This is a genomic window from Gordonia sp. NB41Y (assembly GCF_030718915.1).
Taxonomy (GTDB): domain Bacteria; phylum Actinomycetota; class Actinomycetes; order Mycobacteriales; family Mycobacteriaceae; genus Gordonia; species Gordonia desulfuricans.
Genome location: NZ_CP132196.1, coordinates 1,222,558 through 1,237,053 on the forward strand (window position 1 = coordinate 1,222,558; position 14,496 = coordinate 1,237,053).

Annotated in this window: 14 protein-coding genes; 3 read left to right on the top strand and 11 right to left on the bottom strand. The window is 68.3% G+C overall.

Features of this window, described 5'->3' with window-relative positions; genetic code table 11:
* Positions 1-37 precede the first annotated feature (37 nt).
* The gene (locus Q9K23_RS05225) at positions 38-1,285 is read left to right on the top strand and encodes an MlaD family protein (protein ID WP_020792946.1); all 1,248 of its coding nucleotides are present in this window, start codon (positions 38-40) and stop codon (positions 1,283-1,285) included.
* 30 nt (positions 1,286-1,315) lie between these two features.
* Here the strand turns inward: Q9K23_RS05225 and Q9K23_RS05230 are convergent, their stop codons facing one another.
* From Q9K23_RS05230 to Q9K23_RS05265, 8 genes are all read right to left on the bottom strand, one after another.
* Complete coding sequence (locus Q9K23_RS05230; RefSeq protein WP_053777747.1) at positions 1,316-2,005, bottom strand: TetR/AcrR family transcriptional regulator; 690 nt, start codon at positions 2,003-2,005, stop codon at positions 1,316-1,318.
* A 58-nt stretch (positions 2,006-2,063) separates the two neighbouring features.
* Positions 2,064-3,107 (bottom strand): phosphotransferase family protein, encoded by a 1,044-nt coding sequence (locus Q9K23_RS05235; RefSeq protein ID WP_053777664.1) that lies wholly within the window; start codon positions 3,105-3,107, stop codon positions 2,064-2,066.
* A gap of 35 nt (positions 3,108-3,142) precedes the next feature.
* Complete coding sequence (locus Q9K23_RS05240) at positions 3,143-4,408, bottom strand: acyl-CoA dehydrogenase family protein (protein WP_053777746.1); 1,266 nt, start codon at positions 4,406-4,408, stop codon at positions 3,143-3,145.
* Positions 4,409-4,465: 57 nt separating this feature from the next.
* A complete protein-coding gene (locus tag Q9K23_RS05245) occupies positions 4,466-5,275 on the bottom strand; it encodes an SDR family oxidoreductase (RefSeq protein ID WP_053777663.1) in 810 nt (269 codons plus the stop codon).
* 106 nt (positions 5,276-5,381) lie between these two features.
* Complete coding sequence (locus Q9K23_RS05250; RefSeq protein WP_020791827.1) at positions 5,382-6,692, bottom strand: PhoH family protein; 1,311 nt, start codon at positions 6,690-6,692, stop codon at positions 5,382-5,384.
* Positions 6,693-7,082: 390 nt separating this feature from the next.
* The gene (locus tag Q9K23_RS05255; RefSeq protein ID WP_020791830.1) at positions 7,083-7,955 is read right to left on the bottom strand and encodes an acyl-ACP desaturase; all 873 of its coding nucleotides are present in this window, start codon (positions 7,953-7,955) and stop codon (positions 7,083-7,085) included.
* Positions 7,956-8,126: 171 nt separating this feature from the next.
* Positions 8,127-9,434, bottom strand: a complete 1,308-nt coding sequence (glyA, locus tag Q9K23_RS05260; RefSeq protein WP_020791829.1) for a serine hydroxymethyltransferase — start codon at positions 9,432-9,434, stop codon at positions 8,127-8,129.
* 69 nt (positions 9,435-9,503) lie between these two features.
* A complete protein-coding gene (locus Q9K23_RS05265; protein WP_053777662.1) occupies positions 9,504-10,757 on the bottom strand; it encodes a hypothetical protein in 1,254 nt (417 codons plus the stop codon).
* A 102-nt stretch (positions 10,758-10,859) separates the two neighbouring features.
* Between Q9K23_RS05265 and coaA the strand changes: the two genes are divergently transcribed.
* Entirely contained in the window at positions 10,860-11,801 is a 942-nt protein-coding gene (gene coaA, locus Q9K23_RS05270) for a type I pantothenate kinase (RefSeq protein ID WP_020791484.1), read from the top strand.
* Between the two features lie 36 nt (positions 11,802-11,837).
* On the opposite strand, the gene Q9K23_RS05275 is transcribed toward coaA, so the two are convergent.
* Complete coding sequence (locus Q9K23_RS05275) at positions 11,838-12,203, bottom strand: cupin domain-containing protein (protein WP_053777661.1); 366 nt, start codon at positions 12,201-12,203, stop codon at positions 11,838-11,840.
* 59 nt (positions 12,204-12,262) lie between these two features.
* Here Q9K23_RS05275 and Q9K23_RS05280 point away from each other — a divergent pair, with 59 nt between their 5' ends.
* A complete protein-coding gene (locus Q9K23_RS05280; protein WP_053777660.1) occupies positions 12,263-12,715 on the top strand; it encodes a MarR family winged helix-turn-helix transcriptional regulator in 453 nt (150 codons plus the stop codon).
* Positions 12,716-12,730: 15 nt separating this feature from the next.
* Here Q9K23_RS05280 and Q9K23_RS05285 read toward each other — a convergent pair whose 3' ends face one another.
* Both Q9K23_RS05285 and Q9K23_RS05290 read right to left on the bottom strand, forming a co-directional pair.
* The gene (locus Q9K23_RS05285) at positions 12,731-13,477 is read right to left on the bottom strand and encodes an SDR family oxidoreductase (RefSeq protein ID WP_053777659.1); all 747 of its coding nucleotides are present in this window, start codon (positions 13,475-13,477) and stop codon (positions 12,731-12,733) included.
* 155 nt (positions 13,478-13,632) lie between these two features.
* Entirely contained in the window at positions 13,633-14,442 is an 810-nt protein-coding gene (locus tag Q9K23_RS05290) for an isoprenyl transferase (protein ID WP_053777744.1), read from the bottom strand.
* Positions 14,443-14,496 lie beyond the last annotated feature (54 nt).

The following is a 14,496-nucleotide window of genomic DNA, read 5'->3' on the forward strand; positions in this document are numbered from 1 at the left end:
GGCCCCGGCCGGGGCGGAAGGGTCGGGTCCTCGTCACATGCCACCGCTCAGTCGTCTCGCACGACTGCAGATCGCCGCGATCCTCGTGATCGGCCTGGCGGTCAGTGTCTTCGCCGGCATCCGCTACGTGCACATCAACCGGGTGGTCGGGATCGGGGTCTACACCGTCACCGCACAACTGCCCAACTCCGGCGGGATCTTCACCAATGCCGAGGTCACCTACCTCGGCATCCCGGTGGGGCGGGTCGGCGAACTCCGGCTCACCGCCGACGGTGTGGACGTCGACCTGCAACTGGACTCCAGCGCCCCCGAGATCCCCGAGTCGTCGGTGGCCGTGGTGGCCGCACGATCGGCGATCGGTGAGCAGTACATCGACCTGCAACCGTCGAAGATCGACGGCCGGCACCTCGCCGACGGCTCGCGGATCACCCGGGCGTCGATCCCGCCGAAGGTCGAGGACGTCGTGTCGTCGTCGATCGATCTCTCCGAGTCGATCCCGCTCGACGACCTGCACACCGTGATCACCGAGCTGGGCAAGGGATTCCACGGCCAGAACGAGAACCTCCCACGGCTGGTCGACTCGCTGTCGAAGCTCGCCGAGGCCGGTGCCGACAACATCCCGGCCACCATCGGCCTGCTCCGCGACGCCGACACCGTCCTGGCCACCCAGGCCGACCAGTCCGACGCGATCCTGTCGTGGTCACGCGGACTCGACCTGGTGTCGGCCACGCTGGCCACCGCCGACCCGGACCTCCGCCGACTGCTGACCACCGGCTCGGCATCGGCCACCCAGATCTCGGAACTGGTGCAGCGCAGCGGCGGTGACCTCGCCACCGTCGTCGGTCAGCTCGCCGACGTGGCACGCACCGTCGAGCCGGCCACCTACACCACGTCGATGACCTTCGCCTTGCTGTCACAGCTGTCGGCCGGTGCGCACTCCCCCGCGCCCGGTGACGGACAGATCCATTTCGGCGTCGTGCTCGAGACCAACGACCCGCCCGCCTGCACCAGAGGCTACGAGAGCACGCAGCGGATCATCGACGAGATGAAGCGCACCAAGCCGGATCTCGACATCCGCTACGACGACTTCCCGTTCAACACCGACGCGCGGTGTGCCGTACCGTTCGGCAATCCGACCGGGGTGCGCGGTGCCGACCGGGCCGGCTATGCCGATCCGTCGACCGCACAGCCCTGGGACACCACGCCGAAGAAGGATCCCGACCGCCTGAATCTCAATCCGCTTGCGCGGCAACTGGCGACACTGCTGGGTGTGCGGACCGACTGACACCCGCCCGCACCTGATCGTCCGAGCCACTCAGCCCTTCGGTGACCGCAACCCGATCGCATTGGCCCACAACCGGGTTGCGGTGAAGGTGAGATCGTCCATGGACACGTCGTCGACGCCGATCGCAAAGGCCTGGTAGGCCATTCGCGACACCATCCCCGAGAGCGCCTGGGCGGCACCCATCGCGTCGAGGTCCGGATCGGCGAGCCCGGACTCCTGGAGCTTCTCGATATGGCGTGCATTGCGACTCGCGAACACCAGACCGCGTTGCCGTCGCTTCTCCCGGAACTCCGGCATGTTCGCGGTCACCTGCTCGAGCACGAGACGTAGCTTCGCATTGCGTTTGTACGCCTCGAAATACGCCCGATTGGCGGCCTCGAGCACGGCGATCGGATCGCCCTCCGATCCGGACTCCACATGCGGGAACCCGGGATGCAGCATGTCCTCGTGTGCTTCCGCCAGCACTGCGTCGAGGATCTCCTCCTTCGAGTCGAAGTAGGTGTAGAAGGTACCCGTCGAGCAGCTCGCGGCCACGGTGATGTCGGTGAGCCGGGCATCGGAGAAGCCGTCGCGCTCGAAGATCTGCCGGGCGGCCGCGATCAGCGCCGCCCGGGTCCGTTCCCCGCGTGCGGTGGCCGGCGGCGCCTTCTCGGTGCCCGCGGCGGCGATCCGCGGCAGATCGGATCCGACCAGCTCGGACCCCCTCGATTCTGCGGTCATCGTGCCATCCTGACACCCGCCGTCGCCGCCGTGCACATCGAGTACCCCATGGACGCGCCTAGAGTCCCGCGGAGTCCGCGACAGCGGTCGCCTTGGACACCAGGATGTCGATCACCTCACCGGTCGGGACACCCGCCGACGCCCGGTTGGCGGGATTGTCCGCCGCTCGACGCAGCACGCCCTCGGCGATGATCGCCACCTTCCACAACCCCAGCGCATGCCAGAACTCGAGGGCACGCGGATCACGACCGGTGCGTTCGATGTAGCTCGCGGCCAGTTGCGCCCGGTCCGGGAATCCCTCGAGCAGTTCCACCGGCGCTCCGGTCAGGGACGGCTCACCGGGACCGGGCCAGTACGCCAGCGTGCTACCGATGTCGGCGAGCGGATCGCCCAGCGTCGACAGTTCCCAGTCGAGTGCCGCACGCACCGCGCCGGTGGCCGGATCGATCATCACGTTGCGGATGTGGAAGTCGCCGTGGACGAGTCGGGTCTCGTGCTGCTCGGGCGCACTTCGGATCAGTCGCTGTGTCAGCGCGTCCAGGGCCGGGATCTCGCGGGTCTTGGACTTCTCCCACTGCGCACTCCAGCGCTTCAACTGACGTGCGGCATAGGGCTTGTGGCTCGCCAGGTCGTCGAGTCCGACGGCCTCGATGTCGACGGCGTGGATGCGGGCGAGCGTCTCGATCATCGACTCGCCGATCCGGGCGCGGATGGCGGGATCCAATGCCTCCCCGGCCGACAGGTTGTCGAGCACCACCGCGTCGACGAACTCCATGACGACGAGGGGGACCGGGGTCACCGACTCGTCGGTGCACACCCCCAGCACCTGCGGGACCGGCACGTCGGTGGGGCCGAGCGCGGAGAGAATCCGCGCCTCGCGCACCACGTCGTGTGCCGATGCCAGCAGGTGTCCCACCGGCGGCCGCCGCAGGACCCAGCGGCCGCCGGCGTCGTCGGACAACAGGTAGGTGAGGTTCGATTGACCGATTCCCACCCGCGTGCAGGTGATCTCGCCGTCCGCGTCGACACCGATCTCACCCAGCCATCGCCGCAATGCACCGGAATCCACCTCGGGGATCACCGACAGTCCACTCGTCGTCATGGTGTTGCCGTTCGTCCTCTCTGTTCCTCTGCCCGTCAGAAACGGGCGCTCAGTGCGGCATCGGAGACGCCCGGCACCGTCTCGGGTGCGGGGGTGTCACGGTAGCGACGCAGCTCACGACGGGCGATGGCACGCTTGTGCACCTCGTCGGGACCGTCGGCCAGACGCAGGGTGCGGATGCCGGCATAGGCCGAGGCCAGCGGGAAGTCGTCGGTGACACCGCCACCGCCGTGCACCTGGATGGCCCGGTCGATGATCTTCAGCGCGATGTTCGGCGCGGCGACCTTGATGGCGGCGATCTCGGTGGCCGCCGCCTTGTTGCCGACGGTGTCCATCATGTGGGCGGCCTTCAGCGTCAGCAGGCGCACCATCTCGATGTCGATGCGCGACTCGGCGATCCAGTCCTGGATGTTGGCGCGGTTGGCCAGCGGCTCCCCGAAGGTGGTGCGCCGGGTGGCCCGCGTGCACATCAGTTCCAGTGCGCGTTCGGCCATGCCGATGATGCGCATGCAGTGGTGGATACGACCCGGGCCCAGACGTGCCTGGGCGATCGCGAATCCCTCGCCCTCCCCCTTCAGCACATCCTTGGCGGGCACCCGCACGTTCTCGAAGACGAGTTCGCCGTGGCTTTCCCGGTCGGTGTAACCGAACACCGGCAGGTTGCGCAGGATGGTCAGACCGGGGGCGTCGGTCGGCACCACCATCATCGACTGCTGGCGATGCGGCGGACCGGTCGGATCGGTCTTGCCCATCACGATCAGGACCTTGCAATCGGGACGAACAGCGTTGGACGCAAACCACTTCCGGCCGTTGAGGACGTACTCGTCGCCGTCGCGGACCATGGCCATCTCGATGTTGGTGGCATCCGAGCTGGCGACGTCGGGCTCGGTCATCGCGAATGCCGAGGCGATCTCGCCGTCGAGCAGCGGACGCAGGTACTTCTCCTTGTGCTCATCGGTACCGAAGAGCGTCAGGACCTCCATGTTGCCGGTGTCGGGGGCGTTGCAGTTGAACACCTCCGACGCCCAGTGCACCCGGCCCATGATCTCGGCCAGCGGGGCGTACTCGAGATTGGTCAGGCCCGGCGCCCATTCGGCGTGCGGGTGGAAGAGGTTCCACAGGCCGGCCTCCTTGGCGCGGCCCTTGAGCTCGGTGAGGATCGCGGGCATCCCGTGCGGGTTGTCCAGCGCAGCCATCTGCTCCTCGTAGACACCCTCGTTGGGGTAGACGTGGGTGTCCATGAAGGCCAGCAGCTTCTGCCGGTACTCCTCGGCACGGGGCGACGGGTCGAACAACGTCATGATCACTCCTTGATATCCGGTTGAAAGTCTTTGTGGCCGTGCGGGTCACGGCGACGCTCAAGAGAGCAGCGAGGCCTGGAAACGGCGCATGCCGCGCAGCCAGCGGTCGTAGTCGGCACCCTTGCGCCGGTACATCTCGAGGACCTCCGGGTGCGGCAGGATCAGGAACCGCTCGTCGTCGATCGCCGCGAGGACCACCTCGGCGACCTCCTCGACGGTCAGCACCTCCCCGGCGGTCTCCACCGCACGCTGCATCAGGTCGCCGTTCGGGTCGTCCGGCATCGCCTCCGGCCGCAGCAGTTTGGTGTCGACGCCCATCGGGCACAGGCAGCTGACCCGGACCCCGCGGTCGCCGTAGCTGGCCGAGAGCCACTCGGCGAAGCCCACCGCGGCGTGTTTGGTGACCGAGTAGGTGGCCGATCCGAGCTGGGTGAGCAGTCCCGCCGCCGACGCGGTGCTCAGGAAGTAGCCACGGCCCCGTTCCACCCAGTCCGGGACGAGGAGACGGGCGGCGCGCACGTGGCCCATCAGGTTGATGTCGATCGCCCGCTCCCAGTCGGCGTCGGTGGCGTCGATCCCACCGCGACCACCGATCCCCGCATTGGCGACATACAGATCCACCGGACCGAATGCCTCTGCCGCAGCGGCGATCACGGCCTCGATGTGCTCCTGTGACGCGGCATCGCCGGCGAGTGCGCGAGCAGAACCACCGGCCTTCTCGATGTCGGCGGCGGTGACCGCGACCGACGCCTCGTCGAGGTCGGTGACGACGACGCGGGCGCCGCGGGCGGCCAGCGCGCGGGCGATGGCCCCGCCGATCCCGCCACCCGCTCCGGTGACGACGGCGACTGTGTTCTCGATCTCCATGAATCGAACGTACTTGAACCCGGTTTCAAGTTCAAGGACCTGGGTCCGCACAGAACGGGACCCCGAGGTCAACCGACCCCGGGGTCCCGAAAAAATCGCCCGCTCGCTACGCTCCCGGTGCGCCCGGCCCGAATTCCTCCAGCATGTCCGTCACCAACGCCGCAATCGGCGACCGCTCACTACGGGTGAGCGTGATGTGCGCGAACAGCGGATGCCCCTTGAGCTTCTCGATCACCGCGGCGACACCGTCATGACGCCCCACCCGCAGGTTGTCGCGCTGCGCCACATCGTGGGTGAGCACCACCCGCGAACCCGCACCCAGCCGTGACAGGACCGTCAGCAGCACATTGCGTTCCAGCGACTGCGCCTCGTCGACGATCACGAACGAATCGTGCAGGGACCTCCCGCGGATATGCGTCAGCGGCAGAACCTCCAGCATCCCGCGACCGAGCACCTCCTCGATCACCTCCGGCGACGCCAGCCCCTCCAGGGTGTCGAACACCGCCTGCGCCCACGGCCCCATCTTCTCGGCCTCACCACCGGGCAGGTACCCCAGCTGCTGACCACCGACGGCGTACAGCGGGCGGAACACCACCACCTTGCGCTGGGTACGGCGCTCGAGCACCGCCTCCAGACCCGCGCACAACGCCAGCGCCGACTTGCCGGTACCGGCCTTGCCGCCCAGCGACACGATCCCCACGCTCTCGTCGAGCAACAGGTCCAGGGCGACCCGCTGCTCGGCCGAACGCCCGTGCAGACCGAACGCCTCACGGTCACCGCGGACCAGCTGCACCTGCTTGGCCTCGTTCACCCGGCCCAACGCCGACGACGAGCCATGGCCCAACAGCCGAATCCCGGTGTGGCACGGCATCTCCCGGGCGGCGTCGATGTCGACCACACCGTCGGTGAACAGGGTGTCGATCACCTGCTGGTCCACGTCGAGCTCGGTCATCCCCGACCAGCCGGAGACCACCACGTCCTGGGCGTGGTACTCGTCGGCGGCCAGACCCACCGCGCCGGCCTTCACGCGCAACGGGATGTCCTTGGAGACCAGGGTGACCTCGCGGCCCTCGGCCCGCAGGTTCAGCGCACAGGCCAGAATCCGCGAATCGTTGGTGTCGGTCCGGAAACCGGCCGGCAGCACCGCCGGGTCGGTGTGGTTGAGCTCCACCTGCAGGGTGCCACCGTCCTCGCCGATCGGGAGAGCGAGATCGAGGCGGCCGTACTCGAGTCGCAGGTCGTCGAGCAGACGCAAGGCCTCACGGGCGAACCAGCCGAGCTCGTGGTGGTGACGTTTGCCCTCGAGTTCGCTGATCACCACCAGCGGCAGGACCACATGGTGTTCGGCGAAGCGCTTGACCGCCCAGGGATCGGACAGGAGCACGGAGGTGTCGAGGACGTAAGTGCGAGTGGTCACGTGGGCTCCTCGTCTGTGCGGCGCCCGCACAAACCTGTTCAGGTCGACCGGTCGGTTCTTGTCGGTGCTCTCTCGGCGTCAGCCGAGAGCGACGAGGACCGGGGCCGGCCCCCTCGCGCTGCTGCTGCAAACCACGAATCGAACCTCCCGGACGAGCCGCTTCCCCGCGACCCGTCACTGGTCAACGTACGCGGGAACCGGCATGACGGCGCGGTGGACAGGGTGTGTCGGCGTGAATTTCGCGTTAACGGACGTAGCGTGGAAGTCACTGTCGCACAAAGTGCGTCACCTGGGATTTTGCGGCCCTTTACCACCACCGGGCCCCGCTCGCGAGTGCGAGCGGGGCCCGGTGGGGTGAGAAGTGGGTGACCCGGAGGCGGGTCCTGCCGATCAGCGTCCGGCGAGCGTCAGGATGCGCGAGCGCGCCGCTTCGGCGTCGTCGCCGAGTTCCTGTACCGAGTCGAGCTTGAGCGCATCGGCAAGGCTCCCGGCGATCGCGGCACGGGTCTCGTCGGTCTCGTAGCCGGCGATCAGTGCGCGCTCGGCGTCGAAGTTGTCGATGTCGTAGCCGAGCGGCTCGTCGACCAGTCGCGCCAGCGCCCGGTCCACCGCGACGACCGTGGCATCCTGGTCGGCCACCAGCGCCGCGTTCAGGAAGTTCCCGAAGGTGACTCCCTGCTGGGCGTCGTCCCCGGCGATCAGATGCAGGATCTCGCTGTACACGTCGTCGCCGACGACCGTGGCCAGCCGGTTGGTGAAGTGCACGCACTGGTACTCGTGCACCGCCATCAGCGCCAGCACGTCCAGCGGGCCGAGTTCGTCGACCTGCTCGGGGGTCTGCCGGAAGCCCTTGGTGACGTGATCACGACGCCGCTCTTCGGAGTCCACCGGATCGATGGCACGACGCACCACGAGGTAGTCCCGCAGCACCACGGCATGGCGGTTGTCCTCGGCGGTCCACACGCCGACCAGCTGCCGCCAGTCGGAGAAGGCCGGGAAGTACTTGGCCAGCACACGGTGGTAGGACGGCAGGTTGTCCTTGGTGAGCAGCAGCGCCAGCGAACCCGCGCGCGCCTCGTCGGACAGGGTGGCCTGTGAGGGATCCCAGTCGTCGCCGCCGAGGAAGGCGAAGTTGCGGCCGTCCTTCCACGGGACGTAGTCGTGCGGGTTCCACACGACCGCAGCGGCCTGGTGGTCCTCGGCGATCTCCGGAAGCGCCTTCTCGAGCGCGATGATCAGGTCGTCTTCGGTGAGTGCGTTCATCGCGTCCAGGATACGGATCCGTAACCCCCGAGGGCAATCGGGTCATATCCGCAGCACGACGGCGTGCCGGGGCCACCGGCGGCGGGACCGGCGGAGACGACGTACCCCCGGTATGCCGTCGGCACACCGGGGGTAGCTGACCGGATCTCCGGAAAGATCGGGCCGAGAAGATCAGGCCCGGCTCATCAGACCCCACGACTCGAGACCCTCGTACAGCGGGAAGTCCAAGGCCAGCTTCGACACGCGCGCACGCAGCGCCGAGACATCGGCGGCCTGGCCTGCGGCCAGCGCGGTACCGATGATGTCGGCGACCTCGGTGAACTGCTCGTCACCGAATCCGCGGGTGGCCAGCGCCGGGGTGCCGATCCGCAGGCCGGAGGTGACCATCGGCGGGCGGGGGTCGAACGGCACGGCGTTGCGGTTGACCGTGATACCCACCTGATGCAGGAGGTCCTCGGCCTGCTGGCCGTCGAGGGCGCTGTTGCGCAGATCGACCAGCACCAGGTGCACATCGGTGCCGCCGGTGAGCACCGAGACACCCGCCTTGGCGACGTCGGCGCCGGTCAGGCGCTCGGCGAGCAGCTTCGCGCCCGACAGGGTGCGGCGCTGACGCTCGGCGAACTCCTCGGTGCCGGCGATCTTGAGGGCGACGGCCTTACCGGCGATCGCATGCATGAGCGGGCCACCCTGCTGGCCGGGGAACACCGCCGAGTTGAGCTTCTTGGCCCACTCCTGCTTGGCCAGGATGATGCCCGAGCGCGGGCCACCGAGGGTCTTGTGCACGGTCGAGGAGACGACGTCGGCATGCGGCACCGGCGACGGGTGCAGACCCGCGGCCACCAGGCCGGCGAAGTGCGCCATGTCGACCCACAGGCGGGCACCGACCTCGTCGGCGATCTCGCGGAACGCCGCGAAGTCGAGGGTCCGCGGGTAGGCCGACCAGCCGGCGACGATCACCTTGGGGCGGGCGTCGAGGGCGATCTTGCGCACCTCGTCCATGTCGACCCGGAAGTCTTCCTTGCTGACACCGTAGAAGGCGTTCTCGTACAGCTTGCCCGAGAAGTTCAGCCGCATGCCGTGGGTGAGGTGGCCGCCGTGGGCGAGATCGAGACCGAGAAGGGTCTCCCCCGGCTCCATGAGTGCCTGCAGCACAGCGGCATTCGCCTGCGCTCCCGAGTGCGGCTGCACGTTGGCGAAGTCGGCACCGAACAGTTCCTTGGCCCGGTTGCGGGCGATGTCCTCGACGACGTCGACGTACTCACAGCCTCCGTAGTACCGACGTCCGGGGTAACCCTCGGCGTACTTGTTGGTCAGCACGCTGCCCTGCGCCTGCAGCACCGCGCGCGGCACGAAGTTCTCCGACGCGATCATCTCGAGCGTGTCGCGCTGACGGCTCAGCTCACCGTTCATCGCCGCGGCTACGTCGGGGTCGAGGTCGGCCAACGACATCGAGTTGACGGACTGGGAGTTCTCGGTCATGGGATCGAGTCTATTGGTTGACCCGCAGGTCCCCGAAATCCGGTCTCGGTGCTGCCGCAGGTCACACCCTCAGGCGGGTGCACCCGCCAATTCGGCCCGCAACGACGCCGGGATCAGCGGCTCGTCGAGCAACCGCCCGAACCGTGCCGCACGGCCGTCCCCGGCGATGGTCGGCACATCGGCGTCGAGCCACTGCTCGAGGAGCCGGTAACCCTCCACATAGGTCGAGATATAGGCACGCCACAACGGCGAGGTCAGGAATCGCAGCATCTGCCGGGCGCGGGCCTCCGGGGCGAGCAGCCACCGCTGCAGGAAGGCGGTGGCCTCGTCGGCGTCGGCGTGCCGGTCGTGCAGCAGCAGGGCCGCATCCTGGCGCACCCCGATCAGACCGCCGGTGGCACCACCGACCCGCTGGGCCCGGTCACCGTCGAATCGCAGCCCGAGGTCGGCGTAGATCTCCTGCGCCCACAGTCCCCAGTCCGGCCCGACGATCGCCTGGAGTGCGTGGTCGGCGAGCCCCTCGGCCATCAGGCACTGCGGGGTGTTCACCAGGAAGATGGTCTGTTCGTCCTGGCCGCCACCGACGAGTCGCTGTTCCTTGCGGCAGTGTTCGGTGTGGTGCCCCGGGTACGCCTCGTGGGCGATCAGGTGCGGCAGGCTCGACATGTACTGGGTGAGGTCGGCGTTGATCGCGACCCGGGAGCGGTAGTCGCCGAGGTAGTAGTTGAATCCCGACCACGGTTTGTCGGTGACCACCTCGAACTCGACGATCTCGGCGTCGGGCAGCGGGTAGGCGTCACGAACCTTCTCCCGCAGCGCGCCGCTGAACGCGCGCACGCACTCGTCCACCCGCTCGGGCGGGATCTCGTCGGCACGACGGTAGGCGGTGTAGCTCGACAGCAGACGGTCGGCGCCGGCATCCGGTTCGCCGAGTGCGACGGCGAGCTCGGCATGTGCCGCCCGGTAGGTCTCCACATCGCCGAGGGTGATGTCGACGTCGAAGTACGCACGCACCTCGTCGACGAAGGAGATGTCCTCCCCGGCGAACGTGCGGGCCGAACACTCCAGCGCACGCAGGTGCGCGCCGACGAACGCCGCACGTTCGGGGTCGAGGTCGGCGGGGAGATCGCCCTGCAGGCCCCGCGCGACCTGCGCCAGCTGCGCCGGATCCGGGGCCGGTCCGCCCATCACGTCGGCCCGCAGGGACGGGTCGCCGGTGTAGGCGTCGACGAAGCCCTCTTCGAGCCGGTCGAACGCGAGGCCGAGGCGCAGATAGTCGGTGACCAGCGGCGAGATGGGTCGGTGACCATGTTCGGAAGGCATGGAAGGAAGGCTACCCATGGCGCGGGTTACACGTGGTCCTAAGCTGTAGCGCATGACATCTCGGGTCTCCTGTGACCTCGCCCCGACGGAACGCGCCGGCTGATGGCGCGCGACACGACCGGGCGCGATCCGAGCCTCTATCTGGAGCTCGATCGCAAGCAGTGGCGTGAACTCCGCGAATCGATGCCGATGGTGCTCACCTCCGACGAGCTCGACCAGCTCGTCGGACTCGGTGAGCAGATCGATCTCACCGAGGTCGCCGAGGTCTACCTGCCCCTGTCGCGTCTGATCCACCTGCAGGTCGCCGCGCGGCAACGGCTGTTCGCCGCGACGTCGACATTCCTCGGCGAGCGTCAGACCAACAAACAGGTGCCGTTCGTGATCGGGATCGCCGGGAGCGTGGCGGTGGGCAAGTCGACCACCGCTCGAGTGCTCGCGGCACTGCTCGCACGGTGGGAGTCGCATCCGAAGGTCGACCTGATCACCACCGACGGCTTCCTGCTGCCGACCTCGGAGCTCGAACGCCGTGGAATCATGCACCGCAAGGGATTCCCCGAATCCTATGACCGACGCGCGCTGCTGCGGTTCGTCACCGAGGTCAAGTCGGGCGCACGCGAGGTCACCGCACCGGTGTATTCGCACATCACCTACGACATCGTGCCCGAGGTGCGCCACTATGTACGACAGCCCGACATCCTGATCATCGAAGGACTCAACGTCCTGCAGACCGGCGAGAACCTCATGGTGTCGGATCTGTTCGACTTCTCCATCTATGTCGACGCCAAGACCACCGATATCGAGCGCTGGTACATCTCTCGGTTCCTGCAGATGCGGTCGGGCTCCTTTGCCGACCCCAACTCGCACTTCCACTACTACGCATCGCTGACCGACGAGCAGGCGACCATCGCCGCCCGCGACATCTGGACGTCGATCAATCTGCCCAACCTGCGCGAGAACATCCTGCCCACCCGGCCCCGCGCCACCCTCGTGTTGCGCAAGGACGCCGACCACTCGATCAATCGGGTCCGGCTGCGCAAGTTGTGAATCCGGGCCACCGCCGAGTCCGGTGCACCACCGGCGCTAACGCGTCCACGGCGGACTGATCGGGTCGCCACCGGCGATCGTGGCGGTGAGCCCGACGACGGTGGTGACCCACATCGTCACCGGGTCGGGGCCGGGGTTGTCCACGGCCACCGCCGACCCGGCGGGCACGAACACCACCTCTCCCGACGTCGGGGTCTCGGGCTCGCCGTCGAGCCGGATGACCGGTTCACCGGCCAGCACGAGGAAGACCTCCTCGTGGTCGACGGTGTGCTCGGTCCCCGCCTGCCCCGGACCGATCGTGGTGCGCCAGGCACACAGTTCCCGGCTGCCGGACGAGGGCGACACGAAGGAGTCGAAGTCGGCTCCGTGCAGGGAGTGTCGGACGGGTTCGGTGATGTGCATGGTCAGGCCCTTCAATTAGACAAAATGACTGTCTATATTCAGACAGTTAAGCTGTCGATATGTCAAGGCCCCGTCCCCCACGCGATGCACTGCCGTTCCTGCTGATGTCGGCGACGTCGGCGGTGGCCGAGCGGATCGACGCGGCGGTCCGGGCCGCCGGACACCCCGGACTCCGGCCGGTGCACGGCCTGATCTTCGGCCGCATCGCCTCGGGCGGCGCCACGATCAACGAGATCGCCGCCCATCTCGGCATCACCAAGCAGTCCGCGGCCGCGATCGTCGGCGGCCTCGAGAAATCGGGGATCATCGAGCGACGCCCCCACCCCACCGACCGGCGCGCGGTGCTCATCGAACTCACCCCGCTCGGCCACGAGATCACCCGGGTGGCCGCCGACGCCGCCGCAGCCGAGACACGGTCTCTGGAAGAGGCTCTCGGACAGTCCGATTCGCAGGTATTCCTACAGGCACTCGGGTATCTCGGCGCGGGCGCGCCGCCCCGATCGGTCTGGTGATCGGGCACCGGCGCCCTACCGGGCGGCCAGCCACTGCTCCAGGGTGGTCGGGGTCTGCGTGAACTCACCGCGCGGGACGAGTCCACCGTCGCGCATCGCGGGTCCGCCGACGTTGACCGCGAACACCCACCGTGGTGAGCCCTGCTTGCGGGCAAGATGTTTCGCGATGTCGGCCAGGTCCATCTCGGCGGGTCCGGCCACCTCCACATCTCCGCCCGCCGAGTCGGTGACCGCGTCGGCGAGGACCCGCGCGGCGTCGGCGGCGGCCAGCGGACGGCACCGCATGTGCGCGACGGCCGCGACCGGACCGAACCTCGCCCTCGACAGCAGCTGTTCGGCGAGTTCGAACCATTGGGCGGAGCGGACGATCCGCAGCATTCCAGGGCCCAGGGCGTCGGTGTAGACGCGCTCCTGGGCCGCCTTTCCCTGGTAATAGCCGAATTTGGCGTTCACCTGCTCGTCGGCGGCGTTGATGATCGACAGGCAGACCACGCGCCGCGCGCCGGCACGTTGCGCCGCCGCGGCGATGTTGGCGGCCGACGTCGAGAAGAAGTCGACGGCGACCTTCGCCTTGAGAGTGGTCACGTTGATCGCATCGACCACCACATCGGCCCCGGCACAGGCCCCGTCGAGACCCGTGCCCGCATACGCATCGACCCCGGTCGACCGTTGCGCGGCAACCACATCCACGCCGCGCTCCTCGAGTTCCCCCACCAGCCTGCGGCCGATCTCTCCGCTCGCCCCGAACACCGTCACGCGCATGACACCCTCCATCGATCCGCCGAGTGGTCGCAGTCCACGCTACTGGCAATCGGCGCCGGCGACAGCAGCAATCGGGTTCCGTTGTTCTTCATCCGCTGCGCCGACAGGGTCGGCCCGTCGATCGAGTAGCAGACCGGGCCGGAACGACGGATGCCCTACTTGCCGAACCGCCGGTTGCGCGCGGCGAAGTCACGCAGTGCGCGCAGGAAGTCCACCCGGCGGAACTCCGGCCAGTAGGCGTCGGTGAACCAGATCTCGGAGTAGGCGCTCTGCCACAGCAGGAACCCCGACAACCGTTGCTCTCCGGACGTGCGGATCACGAGGTCGGGGTCGGGCTGACCCTTGGTGTAGAGATTGCGATCGATCGCCTCGACGGTGACCGCGTCGATCATCTCCGCCGGCGACGCCCCCTCGGCCGCCTTCTCGGTCAGCAGGGCACGCACGGCGTCGACGATCTCCTGCCGTCCGCCGTAGCCGACGGCGACGTTGACGTTCATCCCGGCGTGTCCGGCGGTGCGTTCGGACGCCGCGCGCAGCCGGTCGGCGACGGCGTCGGGCAGCTGGTCGAGTGTCCCGACGATCCGCACCCGCCACGGGGCGGTGGCCCCGTCGGTGCCGGGATGGGCGACCGGACCGGAGATCTCGTCGACGATGTCCGGGACGATCTGCATCAGTGCGTCGAGTTCGTCGGAGTCGCGCTGCAGGTTCTCGGTGGACAGCAGGTAGATGGTGACGGTGGTGATCCCGAGTTCCGAGCACCAGCCGAGCATGTCGGCGATCCGGCGCGCGCCGACCCGATGCCCGTGGCTGACGTCCTCGAAGCCCGCCTCCTTGGCCCAGCGCCGATTGCCGTCGCAGATGATGGCGACATGCTGGGGCAACCGGGTGGAGTCCATCAGCTGGATCAGCCGCCGCTCGTACACACTGAGCATCGGTCCACGCAGGCGGTCGGGAAGCAGTTTCATCGTGGTCCACACTAGTCCGCAATCCCTCGCCACCGAGGCGTCGGACACGAACCC

Bases quoted from the DNA above. Each gene is read 5' to 3' on its own strand.
- Q9K23_RS05225 (WP_020792946.1), top strand. From the start codon at position 38: ATGCCACCGCTCAGTCGTCTCGCACGACTGCAGATCGCCGCGATCCTC.
- Q9K23_RS05230 (WP_053777747.1), bottom strand. From the start codon at position 2,005: ATGACCGCAGAATCGAGGGGGTCCGAGCTGGTCGGATCCGATCTGCCG.
- Q9K23_RS05235 (WP_053777664.1), bottom strand. From the start codon at position 3,107: ATGACGACGAGTGGACTGTCGGTGATCCCCGAGGTGGATTCCGGTGCA.
- Q9K23_RS05240 (WP_053777746.1), bottom strand. From the start codon at position 4,408: ATGACGTTGTTCGACCCGTCGCCCCGTGCCGAGGAGTACCGGCAGAAG.
- Q9K23_RS05245 (WP_053777663.1), bottom strand. From the start codon at position 5,275: ATGGAGATCGAGAACACAGTCGCCGTCGTCACCGGAGCGGGTGGCGGG.
- Q9K23_RS05255 (WP_020791830.1), bottom strand. From the start codon at position 7,955: ATGAACGCACTCACCGAAGACGACCTGATCATCGCGCTCGAGAAGGCG.
- glyA (WP_020791829.1), bottom strand. From the start codon at position 9,434: ATGACCGAGAACTCCCAGTCCGTCAACTCGATGTCGTTGGCCGACCTC.
- Q9K23_RS05265 (WP_053777662.1), bottom strand. From the start codon at position 10,757: ATGCCTTCCGAACATGGTCACCGACCCATCTCGCCGCTGGTCACCGAC.
- coaA (WP_020791484.1), top strand. From the start codon at position 10,860: ATGGCGCGCGACACGACCGGGCGCGATCCGAGCCTCTATCTGGAGCTC.
- Q9K23_RS05275 (WP_053777661.1), bottom strand. From the start codon at position 12,203: ATGCACATCACCGAACCCGTCCGACACTCCCTGCACGGAGCCGACTTC.
- Q9K23_RS05280 (WP_053777660.1), top strand. From the start codon at position 12,263: ATGTCAAGGCCCCGTCCCCCACGCGATGCACTGCCGTTCCTGCTGATG.
- Q9K23_RS05285 (WP_053777659.1), bottom strand. From the start codon at position 13,477: ATGCGCGTGACGGTGTTCGGGGCGAGCGGAGAGATCGGCCGCAGGCTG.
- Q9K23_RS05290 (WP_053777744.1), bottom strand. From the start codon at position 14,442: ATGAAACTGCTTCCCGACCGCCTGCGTGGACCGATGCTCAGTGTGTAC.